This window comes from Acinetobacter sp. 161(2023), assembly GCF_037027805.1.
Lineage (GTDB): Bacteria > Pseudomonadota > Gammaproteobacteria > Pseudomonadales > Moraxellaceae > Acinetobacter.
In genome coordinates, this window is sequence record NZ_JAZEYD010000004.1 from 218,926 (window position 1) to 235,713 (window position 16,788).

The following is a 16,788-nucleotide window of genomic DNA, read 5'->3' on the forward strand; positions in this document are numbered from 1 at the left end:
ACTAACTCACAATTTTCATCTGTTGTCGTGACCAGTCCGCCAAGTCACTAATTGCTTGGCGGACATCTGCTGTTAATTCATGACCCGCATTTAAACGAATGAAGTGCCGATATCGTTCATCCTCACCAAAAACATGGCCTGGTACCACGGTAATTCCTTGAGCTTTCGCAGTGTAATACAGCGCTAAGGTATCTACTTCTTTTGGTAACTGTATCCAGAGTGCATAGCCGCCTTCGGGCTGGCTTAACGCAATTGGAAGGCCGTCAAAGGCTCTTAAAATACAACTGCGATATTGCTCGACCTGTCGCATTAGATTTGGTCGTAGCTGCTCTAAATGCTCTCGATAACCACGGCTATAAATAAAATCAGCTAAGCCTAATTGTAGTGGTGTATTTACACCAATATTACTTGCCAGTAGCTCTAGTTTTAAATGCTGTAGCTTTGAACTTAAACAGAACCACCCTACCCGATATGCACTCGACAGCGACTTAGAAACTGATCCACACCAAATGACATAGCCTTCGCGATCCCAATAGCGAATCGGTAGCGGGCGTTCATTGCTGTAACCACATTCACCAAAAATATCGTCTTCAATAATAAAGCACTGATACTTTGCAGCTAATTCAGCAATCTTTTGTTTTTCCGCATTACTTAAACAATATCCTAAAGGATTTTGATAGTTGGCTGTCATCAGGCAAACCTTTGCCAAACCCTGCTGCATCAATGATTCTAAACGTTCAAGATCAATGCCTCGATGATGCGCTGGAATTTCAATAATCTGCCGTTTTAAACTAGCTAAAAGTTGTAGTTGCCCATTGAAAGTAGGTGTCGGAATTAAAATACTATCGCCTACTTCTGTTAGATGCTGAATGACTAAAGACAAAGCAGGGATGCAACCATTGGTAATAAAAATATCTTCCGTTGCAATGAAGATTCCGTCTTCGCGCCAATGATCAGATAGGGCTTTTCTTAATTGCTCATGTCCTTGTTTATTACAATAGAGAAAATCTTGTGGCTGGCAATTTTTTAAAGCCCGTTGAATAGAACGACGTAAACCCTCTACCGGAATAAAATGTGGCGTCAACTGAATCGAACCCAATGGTACGAGATGGCTTTGTAAGGCTGCTTCTTGAATTTGGTTATGCAACTCTAGATTTGAGACTTGCCGAGGCAAAGACAAAAAATCTGGGCTATCAGGAATAGGGCTAGATTGACTACGAGCAACCACAAAGTAACCTGATTTCGGCTTTACATAAATCAGTCCCCTCGCCTCAAGCAATTCATAGCAACTTTTTGCCGTGCTTAAGCTAATACTGTGCTGACGAGCGAAATCTCGTAATGAAATCAGCTTCTGATGAGGCTTGAGCTCATCTTGATAAATTCGATGTGCTAATTGATTGGCAAGAACCTGATATTGGAAAGTCATTCTGTGCTGCTTTTTTAAAAATTTCTGTATCTGTACTGGTTTATAGAACACCTTTACGCTATAGAAATCAACTCAAAGAGCAGCAAGATCATGAAATCAAAAGCTATATTGTTATTTACTATTGTTTTAGCAGGTTGCCAACCACAACCAAAAAACGAGCAGTACAGACATACGGTTTGCCAAAGTCTCATTGAAGGTTATTTAAAAATGACCAATCAACAAGACTATAAAATGCAGCAACGCACTGATAATGAGGCTAGTACGATTTCTCATTATCAATATAAGCGTAATAGCTCTAATGAAGTTGTGATGGTGAATTCGACTTATTCCAAATTATATTTTAGTTGTCGACAACAGCAAAAAAGCTATTTTCTGGCACAACATTCATCAGAGGGACAAATCACTCCAATTTTAGAAGTTCATTTTCCAACTGATGGCTATGCTACTTTTAGAGAGCGCTTTTAAAACCATCTTTTAACTGTTCTGCCAAAAACTCAATGAATAAACGGATTCGTTTTGGTAGATGCTCTTGTTGATAATACACAGCATGGATGCTTTGATATTGATGCTCAATTTGGTCTTCGAATAATGCAATCAAGCGTCCTTCTTGAATATCTTTCCAAATTTCAAATTCAGATAGTCGTGCAATACCATGGCCTCTAATCGTGAGTTGGCGTACCGTCTCACCACTAGAAGCTTTAATATTTGCTTTTGCAAAAAAATATTCATCGCCGATTTTAATCGGCCAGCTATTAATATAGGCAGGTCTGGTAAAACCAATCAGATCATGCTGTTCGAGTTGTTCAGGCTGTATTGGTGTGCCTTTAATCGCTAGATATTCTGGGCTCGCAACAATAAATAAACGACTTTTACACACTAGTTTGGCATGCAGACTCGAATCATTAAGTTCCCCAAACCGAAATGCCACATCGGTTTTATGCTGTAATAGATCAATCACCTGATCATTACTATTTAACTCAATTTCAATATTTGGATGACACTCTCGAAACTTATGCATTAATGGGGCAATCACGTGTAAAACAAACGGCGTTGCTGAATCAATACGAATGAGTCCCGCAGTACCCTGATCAGATTTTTGTAGTTCTTCTTCAGCCGCATTTAGTTCATTTAAGATTTTACGGGCCTTTATAAGAAACTGCTGCCCTTCTTGAGTGAGTTTCAATTTACGTGTCGTGCGCTCTAACAAAGTTACATCTAACTTAGCTTCCAAGCGTGTTAAAGATCGACTAACTCCCGAAGGTGTTTGTTTTAAATGCTCTGCTGCCGCAACAAAAGAACCCGTATCAACGATTGCGATAAACGCGACGAGTTCTTCAATGGTTGATTTCATGTCTTATTCCATTATTGACTAATGATCAAAGATATTTTGCTTATTCATCTATTTTTTCGCAACAATAAAAAAAGCAAAATGCACCTCAAGTTAAACAATTATTTAAATTCAGGTGAACACATGAATATCCCACGTTTTGGCCTAGGAACTTTCCGTCTAAAAGAACAAGCAGTAATTGATTCAGTTAAAAATGCTTTAGATGTAGGTTACCGTGCAATTGATACTGCTCAAATTTATGACAATGAAGCAGCGATTGGTCAAGCCATTGCCGAAAGCGGCATATCACGTCAGGATTTATTTTTAACCACAAAAATCTGGGTAGATAATTTTGCTCAAGATAAGTTTATTCCAAGCTTAAAAGAGAGCTTACAAAAGCTTCGTACTGACCATGTCGATTTAACGTTGATTCACTGGCCAGCACCGGACTTAGGCGTTTCATTTCCTGAAATCATGCAGCTTTTACTTGAGGTAAAGCAACAAGACCTTACTAAACAAATTGGTATCTCAAACTTCAATATCGAGCTTATCCAACAAGCAATTGACACAATTGGTGCAGAGCATATTGCAACTAATCAGATTGAGCTAAGCCCTTATCTTCAAAATCACAAACTTGTGAACTTCTTACAAGAGAAGAATATTGATGTCACTTCATATATGACGCTTGCGTACGGTAAAGTGCTTCAAGACCCTGTTTTAGCTGAAATTGCAGCAGCTCATCAAGCAACAACAGCACAAATTACACTGGCATGGGCATTGCAACGTGGTTTTGCAGTCATTCCATCTTCGACTAAACGTGAAAACCTGATGAGCAACTTAAAAGCACAGGATATCGAGTTAACTTCAGCTGAAATGCAAATGATTGCCGAACTTGATCGTAACAGTCGTGAAGTTAGCCCAGAGCCATGGGCACCAGTTTGGGACTAAACTCATGAACACTCAATCAAATACAGCGTTCTCGTTATTGGCATTGGCAATTGGTGCCTTTGCCATTGGCACCACTGAATTCTCACCAATGGGATTGTTGCCGAATATCGCTAATGATTTAGGGATTTCAATTCCAACAGCCGGAATGTTAATTACGGGCTATGCACTTGGTGTCATGCTAGGTGCCCCGTTCATGACCCTGTGGTTTGGTGGTTTTGCACGACGTAATGCGCTTATTTTACTCATGGCGATCTTTACGGTAGGTAACCTGATTGCCGCGTTTTCACCAAGCTATATGAGCTTATTAGGTGCACGTCTCATCACAAGCCTTAACCATGGTGCTTTCTTTGGAATAGGTTCAGTTGTAGCAGCAAGCATTGTGCCCGCACATAAACAGGCCAGTGCTGTAGCAACCATGTTTATGGGCTTAACCATTGCCAACATTGGTGGCGTGCCTTTGGCAACATGGGTTGGGCAAAACATTGGCTGGCGTATGTCTTTCCTTGCGATTTCGTTACTCGGTGTTATTACCATGCTCGCTTTATGGAAAGCCCTCCCACAAGGTATGGTTGCCAAAAAACCAAACGTGAAAGCTGAGTTGAAAGTGTTAACGCGCACTCCTGTAATACTTGCTCTACTCACCACCGTACTCGGTGCAGGTGCAATGTTTACGCTCTATACCTATATCGCGCCAAGTTTGACTGAGTTTACGCATGCTTCACCGACCTTCATTACGTTTATGCTGATGTTGATTGGTGTCGGTTTCTCAATTGGTAACCATTTAGGTGGTCGCTTTGCAGATTTGTCTATCAATAAAACCCTGATTGGCTTCTTGGTTCTGTTAATTGTAATGATGGTGACTTTCCCAATCCTTGCACAAAGCCAGATTGGAGCAGCCATTGCATTAGTAATCTGGGGTGCAGCAACCTTTGCTTTAGTGCCTCCATTACAAATGCGTGTAATGTCCGTCGCTCACGAAGCACCAGGCCTTGCCTCTTCAGTAAATATCGGTGCATTTAACCTAGGTAACGCAGTAGGAGCAGCAGCAGGCGCATTAGTACTCGATTTAGGTTGGGGTTATAGCGCAGTATCATTTGCTGGTGCATTGTTAGCAGGGTTAGGTTTGTTATTGGTTTTATTCCAAATCAAACGCGAAAGCAGCCCAGCCCAAGCATTACAGCAGTGTTCAGATTAATAAAAAGCGCCTGAAATCAGGCGCTTTTTTATGCTTTATTTATTTTAAAATATCAGGCAGTTTAGGCTGTTCATAAATAGGGTTCATCACTTCTCGCTTCATTTTGAGTAGCATCTGATACGGTTGCTGCTGAACAAACATATTAACGAAGCTTAAAGGGATTGAACCAGCTGGGTCAGCATAACCACTTGTGGTTACTTTAACTTTGTTATTCGCTAATTTCTGGAAGGTCCAATCCCCTTCATAGCGTGTTAAGCGCACTACATCAGGTTGAATCGGATAATTACTATTAATCGCCGTGTTCTTAATGGTAATGAAGCCATTGGCCGCTTTACTCATTTTTCCTTTAACCACCACATCGCGATCTTTTAGAGGAAAAGGAAAATCTAACAGCATATAGAGTGTGAATTCACCCTTTTTCTCATCTTGAGACAACATCTGAACTTTGCCCATATAAGGCACCCACTGATCGGCACGATTTACATCTAAAATCACCGCAACTGCACGTTCAAGTGGCACATCAAAAGTCGTTTCAGCCTTATATTGAAATACTGGATTATCAGCCCTTTGATAGGTCCAGACTTTAATATGATTACGGTCTAAGCTGAGTTTAGCTTTTTCCGTAGAAGCAGCCCCCGTCCAGAGGCTGCTTAAGCAAAGAAGAGTGGTCAAGGCAATTTGTTTTTTATTCATGTTCTGCTCTATCTTGTTTTTCTCGCTACACATGGAATACGGACAGGGTTTTAAACCTGTACGTCGTTCAATCCTAAAACATCTTTCATGTCATATTTACGTGCTTCACGGCCCACAACCCATGCCGCAGCTCGCACTGCACCAGCAGCAAAGTTCATACGGTTCGTGGCTTTATGAGTCACCTCAACGCGCTCACCCTCACCAATGAACATCACAGTGTGTTCACCAACGATATCACCACCACGAATGGTTTCAAAACCAATGGTTTGACGGTCACGCGGGCCTGTGTGTCCTTCACGTCCATAAACAGCAACTTCTTTTAGGTTCCGGCCTAAAGTATCTGCAATCGCTTCACCCATCATTAACGCTGTACCTGACGGCGCATCTACTTTATGGCGGTGATGAGCTTCAATCACTTCAATATCTACTGTATCGCCAAATACTTTTGCTGCAAGCTCAAGTAACTTGATTGATACATTTACGCCTACCGAATAGTTCGCAGCGTAAACCACAGGTGTATGAGTAGCAACTTCGTCTAACTCAGCTTTTTGCTCATCTGACATACCTGTTGTGCCAATAACCATAGCAACCCCAGCTTCACGGCAAAGCTTCAAATGCTGAGCAGTCGCAACTGGCGCAGTAAAATCAATAATTACATCGCAGTCTTTCAGAACATCTGACAAACTTCCTGAAACCTTCACACCCACTGAACCAATACCAGCAAGCTCACCTGCGTCGGTGCCGACCAAACTACTTTCCGGACGCTCTACTGCAGCAGCCAATTGATAGCCTGCCTGTTGAACTGCTTGAATAAGCGTACGGCCCATACGACCGCCTGCACCTAAAACACCAATGCGTGGAGCTGCTGACATAATCCTTTCCAATCTTCTGTTTTACGTAATTTGTCTACTATATCAAAACTCTTTGCTCACGATAAAAAGTAAAAATTATTTTTTAAGATCAGCTGAAATTTAATCTGTTTTCACAAAAGTTAAAGAATTGATCGGCACACTACTCAGCCACGAATGAAAAAAGATGACTATAAGGAGTTCAGCATGCATTCGAGAGTTATTGGCTTCACAGTGATAATGGGGATTATGAGTTCAATGGCATTTGCAGAACCTGCAATCCAGCCAGGAGACACATTAGAGAGCTTATCTAAAGCGCGTATTACGACTAACATAAATACTCAAACGGCAACGCCTACAGCTCACATGAGCATGGCAACCGATGCCAATACTGACGTTAAAGTTGAAGATATTGACCCGATTATTGGCGAAACAAAAGCAGAAACACCAAAAGTAGCAGTACAGACAGTAACAGCAGCCGCACCAGTGATCGAAAGTGCTCCGACTCTTGCTTCTAGCGAACCGACTGTAGGTGTTAATGATATTGATGTTGCTCACCCTACAGAGTAAGCAGACGTAATTTACTTTTAAGCAGAATAAAAATAATAAGATGAATCAGCGCAATAAAAAGGCGGATATTTTATCAATATCCGCCTTCTTTTTAATTTCTTATCTAATCAAGTATTAATCGAACAAACGATCAAAGAATGATTTTTTCTTTGGTGAAGAAGCACTGTCTTCGCCATCAAAAGAAGCTTGCAACTCTTTAAGTAATTCACGTTGACGAGAATTTAAGTTGACCGGTGTTTCTATCACAATACGGCAGAGTAAATCACCTACCATGCTGCTACGTACTGGACGAACGCCTTTGCCACGTAAACGGAATAATTTGCCTGTTTGAGTTCCCTCAGGAATCTTCAAGCTAACGCGACCTTCCAATGTTGGAATTTCAAGCTCTTTACCAAGTGCAGCATCAGCAATGCTTACTGGTACATCCATATAAAGATCGGCACCATCACGTTGGAAAATTTCATGTTCGCGAACAACCACTTCAACGTACAAGTCACCTGATTGGCCATCACGAATTGCTTCGCCTTTACCACTCAAACGAACGCGGTCACCATTATCTACACCCGCTGGAATTGTAACTTCCAACGTTTGCTGGCGATCGGCTACACCTGAACCATGACATGCCTGACAAGGGTTCTTAATAATTTTACCTTGGCCACGACAAGTACCACATGTTTGTTGTACAGAGAAGAAACCTTGCTGCATACGAACTTGTCCTGAACCATGACAAGTTTTACAAGTTTCAACATCTTTTGGATTTTTAGAGCCTTTACCATCACACACATCACAAGGTGCTGGAGCAGTAAAGGTAATGGTTTTTTTCACCCCTTTTACAGCTTCTTCAAGGGTAAGTTCCATTACATAACGTAAATCTGATCCGCGACGTTGACGCTGTTGACGTCCACCACCACCGAATGCACCACCGAAGATATCACCGAACTGGCTAAAAATGTCTTCGGCACTAAATCCGCCGAAGCCACCACCGCCGCCGCCACCGAAGCCGCCTTCGAACGCATTATGACCCATGCGATCGTACATGCTGCGCTTTTCGCTGTCCGATAAAACTTCATAAGCTTCAGCAGCTTCTTTAAATTTATCTTCAGCTTCGGCATTGTCAGGGTTTCTATCAGGATGATATTTCATCGCCAATTTACGGTAGGCTTTTTTGATCTCATCATCACTTGCGGTTTTTGAAACGCCTAAAACCTCATAATAATCACGTTTAGCCATTTTTGGCGGTGCTCCTCACGGAATTTTATCAATACTCTATTGCCGACTAAATTGGGGGCTTTAGCCGAATTTACAAGGGTAAAATGTTTAAAAAATAGATATATTAAAAAACTGCCTTATTTTTTAAATATTTAGACAAGCCTTTTAACCATGCATTTAATAGAAATAACCACGCAATAGCGCTAAATACCACACCAGCAACCGTAGAGGCGGTTACCCAAAGGTTACTATCCCATGCAAAAAAGAAGAGTGGAATAAACCAGACCGCAGCAAAAATTGCCATACAAAGAAATAGAATCCCGTTTCGCATAATCCATAGCGCATGCGCATGAATCCAAACTTCTGCATTATCTACAACCGCCACTTTACGAGCGACCAAATAAGCAAAGGCCGCAAAAATAACCGTAAACAATGCAAGAAACATGAACGCATAAGAAATTACTATATAACGGCGATGCTGTTCGATATGGTCTTGCCCCATCTGTATTTCACCTCAATTCACTGCACTTAGCCTATTTTTTATGCAGTGAAATAATCCTGTATTTTTTGTGTAAAGACAGGTGCTACTATATTGGAGTTTTCAATATTTCGCACCTTTATTCACAAAAAATTTATGTATTTTATGCGGTTTTTTTCACCTTAAACCACGCTGCGTAGAGCGCAGGTAAGAAAAATAATGTCAGTAAGGTGGCAACAATCAATCCGCCCATGATCGCAACTGCCATCGGACCAAAGAAAATACTCCGTGAAAGTGGAATCATGGCTAGAACTGCGGCTAAAGCAGTCAAAATAATCGGACGGAATCGACGCACTGTTGCCTCAATAATCGCTTCCCATGTTGGATGCCCTGCTTGCCTATCTTGTTCAATTTGATCAATCAAAATAAGCGAGTTACGCATGATCATGCCAGAGAGTGCAATTGTGCCCAACATAGCCACAAAACCAAACGGTTTGTTAAATAGGAGTAAGAATAAAACCACACCAATTAACCCGAGCGGCGCTGTTAACAACACAATGCTCGCACGAGATAAGCTTTTGAGCTGAATCATCAGTAATGTCATGACCACAGCTAAGAACAGTGGCATGCCCGCATTAACAGAGTTTTGCCCACGTGCAGACTCTTCTACGGTTCCACCGACTTCAACAAGATAGCCACTTGGTAATTCAGCACGTAACTTATCCATTGATTCGGCCAACTCACCAACCACTGTAGCGGGCTGTAATTGAGTACGGATGTCTGCGCGAACAGTAATGGTAGGTAGACGATTACGATGCCAAATTAAACCATCTTCAAACTTATACTCAATTTTAGCGATTTGAGCTAAAGGCACAGTCGTTCCATTGGTCGTTGGTACAGCCAAACTTGCCAGTGAAGCCACTTCAACTCGCTCGCTCTGATCACCGCGTAAACGGATTTCAATAAGTTCACGCTTTTCACGATATTGCTCAATCGCACTACCTGTAATTGATGCATTAATGAAGTTCGCTAAATCGACACTAGAGACACCCATTTGTCGAGCACGATCTTGATCAATTTGAATTGAAATAATCTTACTCGGCTCACCCCAATCTAAATGCACATTGGTGGTATTCGGGTTTTCGCTAACCAGTTTAGCAACCTTCTGTGCTTCTTGGCGTACCAGATTTTGATCTTCACCCGACACACGATATTGCAATGGATAACCAACAGGTGGGCCATTTTCCAGTAATGACACACGAGTACGAACTTGTGGTAGTAATTGCCTAATTTGTTTGTCTAACGAACGTCGAATTTCATCACGATCATCAAGCGATGATGCAAGTACAACAAACTGCGCAAAGCTGGCTTGCGGTAATTGCTGGTCTAAGGGTAAATAAAAACGTGGTGAACCTGTACCGACATATGCCACATAGTTATCAATACCTTTTTGTTTAGACAGGAATTTTTCAACCTTTTTCACAGCTTGTTCTGTCGCTGTTAAAGAAGCGCCTTCTTCAAGTTTTAAATCGACTAAAATCTCGGCACGATTCGATGGTGGGAAAAACTGCTGAGGAACGATCTTAAACATCAGCACAGATAGCACAAAAACACCCACCGTCGTCGCAATTACAGTTTTACGGTAAGTCACGCAAAACTCGACCATCTTTCTAAAACGTAAATAGAAGTTAGATTGATAAGGATCGTAGTGATGGTCCTGTGAAATCGCCACAGTTTGCGGTTGCGGTTTTTTGGTTAATCTCGCCCAGAAACGGGCATACCAAGGTGCCTGATGACCTGTTTTAGTAAAATCGGGTAATAGCTTTTCACCTAAATAAGGTACAAATAAAACTGCCGCGACCCAAGACACCAATAAGGCAATCGTTACCACCTGAAAGATAGAGCGAGTGTATTCACCTGTACCAGACTGAGCTGTAGCGATCGGTAAAAAACCAGCCGCAGTAATCAGTGTTCCGGTGAGCATTGGAAAAGCTGTTGTTTTCCATGCAAATCCGGCGGCTTTAATCCGGCTATAACCCTGCTCCATCTTAATTGCCATCATCTCGACGGCAATAATGGCATCATCGACCAACAAACCTAGCGCCAGAATCAAGGCACCCAGTGAAATCTTATGCAGCCCGACATCGAATAGGCTCATACCTGCAAAGGTCATTGCTAAAACTAAAGGAATAGAAAAAGCGACAACCAATCCCGTGCGGAAACCTAAAGAGAAAAAACTTACTAACAAGACAATAATAACTGCTTCAGCGAGTACCTTTATAAACTCATGAATACTGCGTTGTACTGCTACAGGTTGGTCAGAAACTTTTTGGAGCTTCATGCCTAAAGGCAAAGTTTTTTGCAGTTGGGCAAATTCTGTGTCGAGATTTTTACCTAAGGCAATAATGTCACCGCCTTTACGCATCGATAAAGCAATACCAATCCCATTTTCACCCATGAAACGCATACGTGGCTGAGCAGGTTGACTAAAACCACGGTAGACATCAGCGACATCTCCGAGCTGAATGGTTTTATCACCTACCAGTAAAGGCATTTTCTTAATTTCATCAATATTTTGTAAATGACCACTTACGCGAATCTGAATACGGTCTGTGCCTGTTTCAAAAAAACCTGCACTTGCCATACTGTTTTGCTTTTGTAAGGCATCTTGAATCGCTGTAACTGGAATGCCAAGCTGTACAGCTTTGGTGTTAGAAATCTCAATCCAGATTTTTTGATCTTGCAGACCAATCAGTTCAACCTTACTGACATCCTTGACGCGTTGAAGCTGTAATTGCAAACGATCTGCATATTCTTTTAAAAGCGCATAGTCAAAGTCTTTGCCTGTCAGTACATAAATATTGCCGTAAGTGTCTCCAAATTCGTCATTGAAAAATGGACCTTGTACACCGTTTGGCAGTTCATGGCGTATATCATTTACCTTCTTACGAACGTTGTACCAAACATCGGGAATCTTGTCAGAAGTAAGTGAATCCTTGGCTACAAAAGTGACTAGTGACTCGCCTGGACGGGAGTAAGCCATAATCTTGTCATACTGCCCTGTTGTCATGAGTTCCTTTTCGATACGGTCTGTAACTAAAGTAGAAACTTCTTTGGCAGTCGCCCCAGGCCAGTAGGTCTGCACCACCATAACCTTAAAGGTAAATGGTGGATCTTCACTTTGTGATAATTTTGAATAAGAGATCGCACCGATAATGCCAAGCAACAGCATAAAATAAAGGACAATGCCTTTATTATTTAATGCCCATTCCGAGAGATTGAATTTCATGGCTGGGTTGCTCCCTGAATTTTCACCCCACGGTTTTCACGGTCAATCGGGTGAATCTTCTGTTTATCACGTAGCAAATGTACACCGCCAATCACAACCCAATCATTTGGGGCTAAGCCTGATAACACCGGTACGCTGTCTTTGCCATATGCACCAATCGTTACAGGTACTTTACGCAATGTCTGATTCGCATTAACCACCCAGACATAAGGCTGATTATCTGTTGCTGAAACACTCGAAAGTGGCACACTCATCACATTAGTTTGAGTTGAGCTAAAAAATACACGTGCACTTTGTCCAAGCTGAATAACAGATTGACCTTCTTTGAGTGCAACTTTGACCGTAAATGTACGAGACTGATCAGCCGCTGGGGAAACTTCACGCACATAACCAGCAAATCGGTCATTCGGTTTAGACCATAAAGTCACCCAAGCTGCCTGACCAACCTTAATCTCGGCAACGGCTTGTTCTGGCACGCCAATGACAACCTCACGCTCTCCGTCAATAGCCAATTGATAAGCCGCTTGACCCGCAGCAACCACTTGTCCAATTTCAATGTTTCGCGCAGTAATCACTCCATTTTTATTAGAAACGAGCTGGTTATATCCTGTCTGATTAGCAGAAACTTCATAGTTAGAACGAGCTTGCTGTAGGGCCGCTTGTGCCGCGTCATATTGATTTTTTACCGTATCGAATTGCGAACGGCTAACTGCATTAATTGGTAATAATTGCTGGAAACGTTTAAGTTCATCTGCTGCTGTTTTTGCTGAAGCTTGTGCATTGTCAAGTTGGGCTTTAGCCGCATTTAATTGTAGCTGAGCATCTGCCACATCAAGCTTTGCTAAAACTTGTCCGACCTTAACTCGATCGCCTACATCCACGTAACGTGCAGTAACTTGCCCACCGACCCGAAATGCTAAAGCCGTTTGTTGTCTGGCCTGCACATCCCCTGCATAGCTTTTTTGTTCATTGAGGGTGGTCAAGGGTTGAGCCACCATCACATAGGGTATTTCTTCTGTTTTTGGGGCTTCTTTACTACACCCCATTAATGTGACCGTACAAACAATCACCATACTCATGATGAGAGGTTTTAACAGATTCATATCTTATCGCTCTTATTCAAACTGATTTTTTAAGGCACAATATGCTTGCATCATAAATTGTTTATTTTTTAATTAATATACTCATCGGTACATTAATTAAAGAAAAACTTATAAATTGCTATTTTTTTAATTTTTATCAGAGGATTTTGTGCAAACAGTTAATCAAAGTGGTCGCCCCAAAGATCTGGAAAAACGTGCTCGTATCCTACAAGCCGCGAAAGCTATTTTTTTAAAATCTGGCTATCACGGTACTAGCATGAACCAGATTGCACAGGAAGCAGGTGTCACTAAACTCACGGTGTATAACCACTTTCAAGACAAAGCGAACCTGTTTATCTGTGCGATTACACAAACCTGTGAAGAGACACTGAGTCCTAAACAATTTGAATTAGATGCATCGGCAGACTTCTACCAAGCACTCTTTATTGTGTGTTCAGGCGCCTTGCAGATTATTTACTCACCTGAAGCGCTTAAACTAGAGCATGTATTATTTGAACTCGCAGCAGAACAAAGCCCTTTAGCTGAACAATTTTTTACTGCATCGCATACACGACTTCAAAATCAGTTAGCCGCATTCTTCCTAAAAGCAGCTGAATTAGGTTTTATCCAAGCCGATGATCCAATTTATCAAACAGAGCTTCTTTTAACTTTGTTGCTTGGTGTACGTCACCATAAGGTTCTACTTAGAATTATTGCTGTGCCTAATGCACAAGAACTAGAAAAAATTATTAGAGATGCAATTCATTTATTCTTGCTCAAATATCGGAATTAAACCAAAGTCCGATTGCCAAAAGTTGTACTGAGTGCATGTCTACTTTTAAGACGCCATAAGCGAATTAAATGTTATTTTTTAAGCAAAAATTCACATTTTCTTACGCTCAAAGCTTGGAATGTTTGTTAATCGCGCTATATTCGATAAGAATAAGAACAGGAGAAAATAGCATGGTTCAGCAAATCGATGCGCCACTGCGTGAGGATGTCCGTTTACTTGGCAATTTGTTAGGTGAAACCCTAAAACAACATGCAGGACAAGAACTGTTTAATCAGATCGAGCAAATCCGTGCTCTTGCAAAAGGTGCACGTGATGGTCAAGCTGAAGCCGAAAAGCAATTAGAACAATTATTTTTAGAATTGCCCGATGAAGAGCTATTGCCTCTTACCCGCGCTTTTTCTCATTTTTTAAATTTTGCCAATATTGCCGAGCAATACCATGTGGTTCGTAGTCGCAGACAGGCCGAATTTGATTCGGAGGCTAACTCTCCAAATCCACTTGTTCACCTATTTCAAAAATTTAAAGATAAAAGTATTTCGACAGAAAAACTGTTTCAGCAAATTTGTGATCTTAATATTGAATTGGTACTTACGGCGCACCCAACCGAAGTCAGCCGTCGTACCCTCATTCAAAAATATGATGATATCAATGCCTGCCTTTCACAGCTTGATCAGCAAAAACTTACTCCGCGCGAACGACAAAATGCACTTGCCAACTTAAAGCAACAAATTAGTTCGGCATGGCAAACAGATGAAATTCGCCAGCACCGCCCGACCCCTGTTGATGAAGCAAAATGGGGCTTTGCAACCATTGAACAAACACTTTGGAATGCTGTACCTAAATTTATTCGTGAATTAAATGAGTTGGTTCAAGATAATTGCCAACAAAACTTACCCCTTAACATTGCGCCAGTGCGCTTTGCTTCTTGGATGGGTGGAGACCGTGATGGCAACCCAAATGTTACTCATCAAATTACTCAAGAAGTACTGTGGTTATCACGCTGGCAAGCTGCTGACCTTTACCTAAGAGATATCGAAAACTTACGTTGGGAACTTTCAATCCAAACCTGTTCTGAAGAAATGATTCAGGCTATTGGTAACCAACATGCAGAGCCTTATCGTGAATATTTACGTGCAACACGCGAACGTTTAAAAGCGACTCGCCACTGGTTAGCGCAGCGCCTACAAGGCTTAGAAGCAGACGACAGCAATGTCATTAAAAGCAAAGATGAGCTATTACAACCATTATTGTTGTGCTATCGCTCTTTAATAGACAGTAACCTGCCTGAGATTGCTAACGGCCAACTACTCGACTTTATCTACCGTGTGAACTGTTTTGGTATTGAACTACTTAAACTCGATATTCGCCAAGAATCAGGTCGTCACCGCCAAGCGATTTCAGCAATTACCGAATATTTAGGTTTAGGTAATTTTGAATCGTGGACTGAACAAGCGCGCCAAAACTTCCTGATTCAGGAGTTACAAAGTAAACGCCCGCTTTTACCGAAATATATTAATGAACCTGAAGGCAGTTTGATTGGACACCCAGATGTCCAAGAAGTATTTGCAACCATGCGTACTTTGGCAGACCAACCGCCTGAATCTTTAGGGGCCTATATTATTTCTATGGCTGAATATCCAAGTGATGTTTTAGCTGTGTTGTTATTGCAAAAAGAAGCTGGCATTCAACATCCTCTACGTGTAGTTCCTCTGTTTGAAACTTTAAAAGATTTAGATGGCGCTGCAACCACCATGAATACGCTGTTCAATATGCATTGGTATAAGCAGCACATTCAGGGTAAACACGAAGTCATGATCGGTTACTCCGACTCTGCAAAAGATGCGGGTTTCATGTCAGCTAACTGGGCGCAATATCGTGCTCAAGAAGAGCTCACTGCAATTGCTCAAAAACACGGTGTACAGTTGACGCTGTTCCACGGCCGTGGTGGCTCAATTAGTCGTGGTGGTGCTCCAACACAACAGGCACTATTTTCACAGCCGCCGGGTTCGATCTCTGGTGCAATCCGTGTCACAGAACAAGGTGAAATGATTCGCTTCAAGTTCGGTTTAGAAGGAATTGCCATGCAAAACCTTGAAATCTATACCGCTGCAACACTCGAAGCGACTTTATTACCGCCACCAGAGCCTAAAGCCGAGTGGCGTGAAATCATGAACCGTATGACCGATCATTCTGTGAAGGTTTATCGCCAGACAGTGCGTGAAAATCCACATTTTGTGAAGTATTTACGGACTGTTACGCCTGAACTTGAATTACAAATGTTGCCATTAGGCTCACGTCCAGCAAAACGTAAAGTGAGTGGAGGTATTGAGTCTTTACGTGCGATTCCATGGGTGTTTGCATGGACTCAAATTCGTTTAATGTTACCTGCATGGCTAGGTACTGGTGCAGCCATTAATGAAGTGATTGCCGATCAGCAAAAAGCAACGCTTGATGAAATGCTCCAGCAATGGCCTTATTTCCAGACGCTTATTGATATGTTGGAAATGGTATTGTCCAAATCTGATGCCAACATTGCACTCTATTACGAGTCCCATTTGACTGAAGATGAAGATTTGAAAGTGCTCGGTAACCAATTACGTCAGCGCCTAAAAGATGCTGTTGAAACGCTACTTAAATTGAAAGATGAATCAAAGCTTCTTAGCAATAACGAAGTTCTTGATCAATCAATGCAGGTTCGTAAACCATACTTACTTCCTTTGCATCTTTTACAGGCTGAACTCATGAAACGCCGCCGTGATTATCTCGCTGAGCGTCAGGCAGAACATACTCCTGTTGACCATGCACTTATGGTAAGTATTGCGGGTATTGCTGCTGGTTTACGTAATACGGGCTAAGCTAATTTTACCGATCGTTTGACAAAGCAGTGCATCTCGATGTGCTGCTTTTTACTTGCAAAATTCTCTATTTTT

Annotated in this window: 14 protein-coding genes; 6 read left to right on the plus strand and 8 right to left on the minus strand. The window is 41.7% G+C overall.

Annotated features, from left to right (window positions below; genetic code table 11):
- Position 1: 1 nt before the first annotated feature.
- Entirely contained in the window at positions 2-1,426 is a 1,425-nt protein-coding gene (locus WA249_RS05440; protein ID WP_336166869.1) for an aminotransferase-like domain-containing protein, read from the minus strand.
- A 90-nt stretch (positions 1,427-1,516) separates the two neighbouring features.
- Here WA249_RS05440 and WA249_RS05445 point away from each other — a divergent pair, with 90 nt between their 5' ends.
- Complete coding sequence (locus WA249_RS05445) at positions 1,517-1,891, plus strand: hypothetical protein (protein ID WP_336166871.1); 375 nt, start codon at positions 1,517-1,519, stop codon at positions 1,889-1,891.
- Here the strand turns inward: WA249_RS05445 and WA249_RS05450 are convergent.
- The gene (locus WA249_RS05450; protein ID WP_336166872.1) at positions 1,875-2,777 is read right to left on the minus strand and encodes a LysR family transcriptional regulator; all 903 of its coding nucleotides are present in this window, start codon (positions 2,775-2,777) and stop codon (positions 1,875-1,877) included. The genes WA249_RS05445 and WA249_RS05450 overlap by 17 nt on opposite strands.
- A 120-nt stretch (positions 2,778-2,897) precedes the next feature.
- On the opposite strand from WA249_RS05450, the gene dkgB reads away from it, so the two are divergent.
- Together dkgB and WA249_RS05460 are read left to right on the plus strand one after the other, a co-directional pair.
- On the plus strand, positions 2,898-3,701 hold the full coding sequence (gene dkgB, locus WA249_RS05455) for a 2,5-didehydrogluconate reductase DkgB (protein WP_336166874.1): 804 nt from the start codon (positions 2,898-2,900) through the stop codon (positions 3,699-3,701).
- A gap of 4 nt (positions 3,702-3,705) precedes the next feature.
- Positions 3,706-4,896 carry an MFS transporter gene (locus WA249_RS05460; protein ID WP_336166876.1) on the plus strand — a complete coding sequence of 397 codons (1,191 nt, stop codon included), beginning with the start codon at positions 3,706-3,708 and terminating at the stop codon, positions 4,894-4,896.
- Between the two features lie 39 nt (positions 4,897-4,935).
- On the opposite strand, the gene WA249_RS05465 is transcribed toward WA249_RS05460, so the two are convergent.
- Positions 4,936-5,589, minus strand: a complete 654-nt coding sequence (locus WA249_RS05465; RefSeq protein ID WP_336166878.1) for an START domain-containing protein — start codon at positions 5,587-5,589, stop codon at positions 4,936-4,938.
- A gap of 50 nt (positions 5,590-5,639) precedes the next feature.
- A complete protein-coding gene (gene dapB / locus WA249_RS05470; RefSeq protein WP_016139763.1) occupies positions 5,640-6,461 on the minus strand; it encodes a 4-hydroxy-tetrahydrodipicolinate reductase in 822 nt (273 codons plus the stop codon).
- Positions 6,462-6,644: 183 nt separating this feature from the next.
- Between dapB and WA249_RS05475 the strand changes: the two genes are divergently transcribed.
- Entirely contained in the window at positions 6,645-7,007 is a 363-nt protein-coding gene (locus WA249_RS05475) for a hypothetical protein (protein ID WP_336166882.1), read from the plus strand.
- 114 nt (positions 7,008-7,121) lie between these two features.
- Here the strand turns inward: WA249_RS05475 and dnaJ are convergent, their stop codons facing one another.
- From dnaJ to WA249_RS05495, 4 genes are all read right to left on the minus strand, one after another.
- A complete protein-coding gene (dnaJ, locus tag WA249_RS05480) occupies positions 7,122-8,237 on the minus strand; it encodes a molecular chaperone DnaJ (protein WP_336166885.1) in 1,116 nt (371 codons plus the stop codon).
- Between the two features lie 103 nt (positions 8,238-8,340).
- A complete protein-coding gene (locus WA249_RS05485) occupies positions 8,341-8,718 on the minus strand; it encodes a hypothetical protein (protein WP_016139760.1) in 378 nt (125 codons plus the stop codon).
- Positions 8,719-8,857: 139 nt separating this feature from the next.
- Positions 8,858-11,983: an efflux RND transporter permease subunit gene (locus tag WA249_RS05490; protein ID WP_336166887.1), complete on the minus strand. Its 3,126-nt coding sequence runs from the start codon at positions 11,981-11,983 to the stop codon at positions 8,858-8,860.
- Entirely contained in the window at positions 11,980-13,086 is a 1,107-nt protein-coding gene (locus tag WA249_RS05495; protein WP_174745321.1) for an efflux RND transporter periplasmic adaptor subunit, read from the minus strand. The genes WA249_RS05490 and WA249_RS05495 overlap by 4 nt, the downstream gene beginning before the upstream one ends.
- 148 nt (positions 13,087-13,234) lie before the next feature.
- Here WA249_RS05495 and WA249_RS05500 point away from each other — a divergent pair, with 148 nt between their 5' ends.
- Positions 13,235-13,858, plus strand: a complete 624-nt coding sequence (locus WA249_RS05500) for a TetR/AcrR family transcriptional regulator (RefSeq protein WP_336166892.1) — start codon at positions 13,235-13,237, stop codon at positions 13,856-13,858.
- Positions 13,859-14,028: 170 nt separating this feature from the next.
- On the plus strand, positions 14,029-16,713 hold the full coding sequence (gene ppc, locus WA249_RS05505) for a phosphoenolpyruvate carboxylase (protein WP_336166894.1): 2,685 nt from the start codon (positions 14,029-14,031) through the stop codon (positions 16,711-16,713).
- The last annotated feature ends 75 nt before the right edge of the window (positions 16,714-16,788 follow it).

Excerpts from the sequence above, each read along its gene's own strand:
- WA249_RS05460 (WP_336166876.1), top strand. The coding sequence starts at position 3,706 with ATGAACACTCAATCAAATACAGCGTTCTCGTTATTGGCATTGGCAATT.
- ppc (WP_336166894.1), top strand. The coding sequence starts at position 14,029 with ATGGTTCAGCAAATCGATGCGCCACTGCGTGAGGATGTCCGTTTACTT.
- WA249_RS05495 (WP_174745321.1), bottom strand. The coding sequence starts at position 13,086 with ATGAATCTGTTAAAACCTCTCATCATGAGTATGGTGATTGTTTGTACG.
- WA249_RS05445 (WP_336166871.1), top strand. The coding sequence starts at position 1,517 with ATGAAATCAAAAGCTATATTGTTATTTACTATTGTTTTAGCAGGTTGC.
- WA249_RS05475 (WP_336166882.1), top strand. The coding sequence starts at position 6,645 with ATGCATTCGAGAGTTATTGGCTTCACAGTGATAATGGGGATTATGAGT.
- WA249_RS05485 (WP_016139760.1), bottom strand. The coding sequence starts at position 8,718 with ATGGGGCAAGACCATATCGAACAGCATCGCCGTTATATAGTAATTTCT.
- dapB (WP_016139763.1), bottom strand. The coding sequence starts at position 6,461 with ATGTCAGCAGCTCCACGCATTGGTGTTTTAGGTGCAGGCGGTCGTATG.
- WA249_RS05490 (WP_336166887.1), bottom strand. The coding sequence starts at position 11,983 with ATGAAATTCAATCTCTCGGAATGGGCATTAAATAATAAAGGCATTGTC.
- dkgB (WP_336166874.1), top strand. The coding sequence starts at position 2,898 with ATGAATATCCCACGTTTTGGCCTAGGAACTTTCCGTCTAAAAGAACAA.
- WA249_RS05450 (WP_336166872.1), bottom strand. The coding sequence starts at position 2,777 with ATGAAATCAACCATTGAAGAACTCGTCGCGTTTATCGCAATCGTTGAT.
- WA249_RS05465 (WP_336166878.1), bottom strand. The coding sequence starts at position 5,589 with ATGAATAAAAAACAAATTGCCTTGACCACTCTTCTTTGCTTAAGCAGC.
- dnaJ (WP_336166885.1), bottom strand. The coding sequence starts at position 8,237 with ATGGCTAAACGTGATTATTATGAGGTTTTAGGCGTTTCAAAAACCGCA.
- WA249_RS05440 (WP_336166869.1), bottom strand. The coding sequence starts at position 1,426 with ATGACTTTCCAATATCAGGTTCTTGCCAATCAATTAGCACATCGAATT.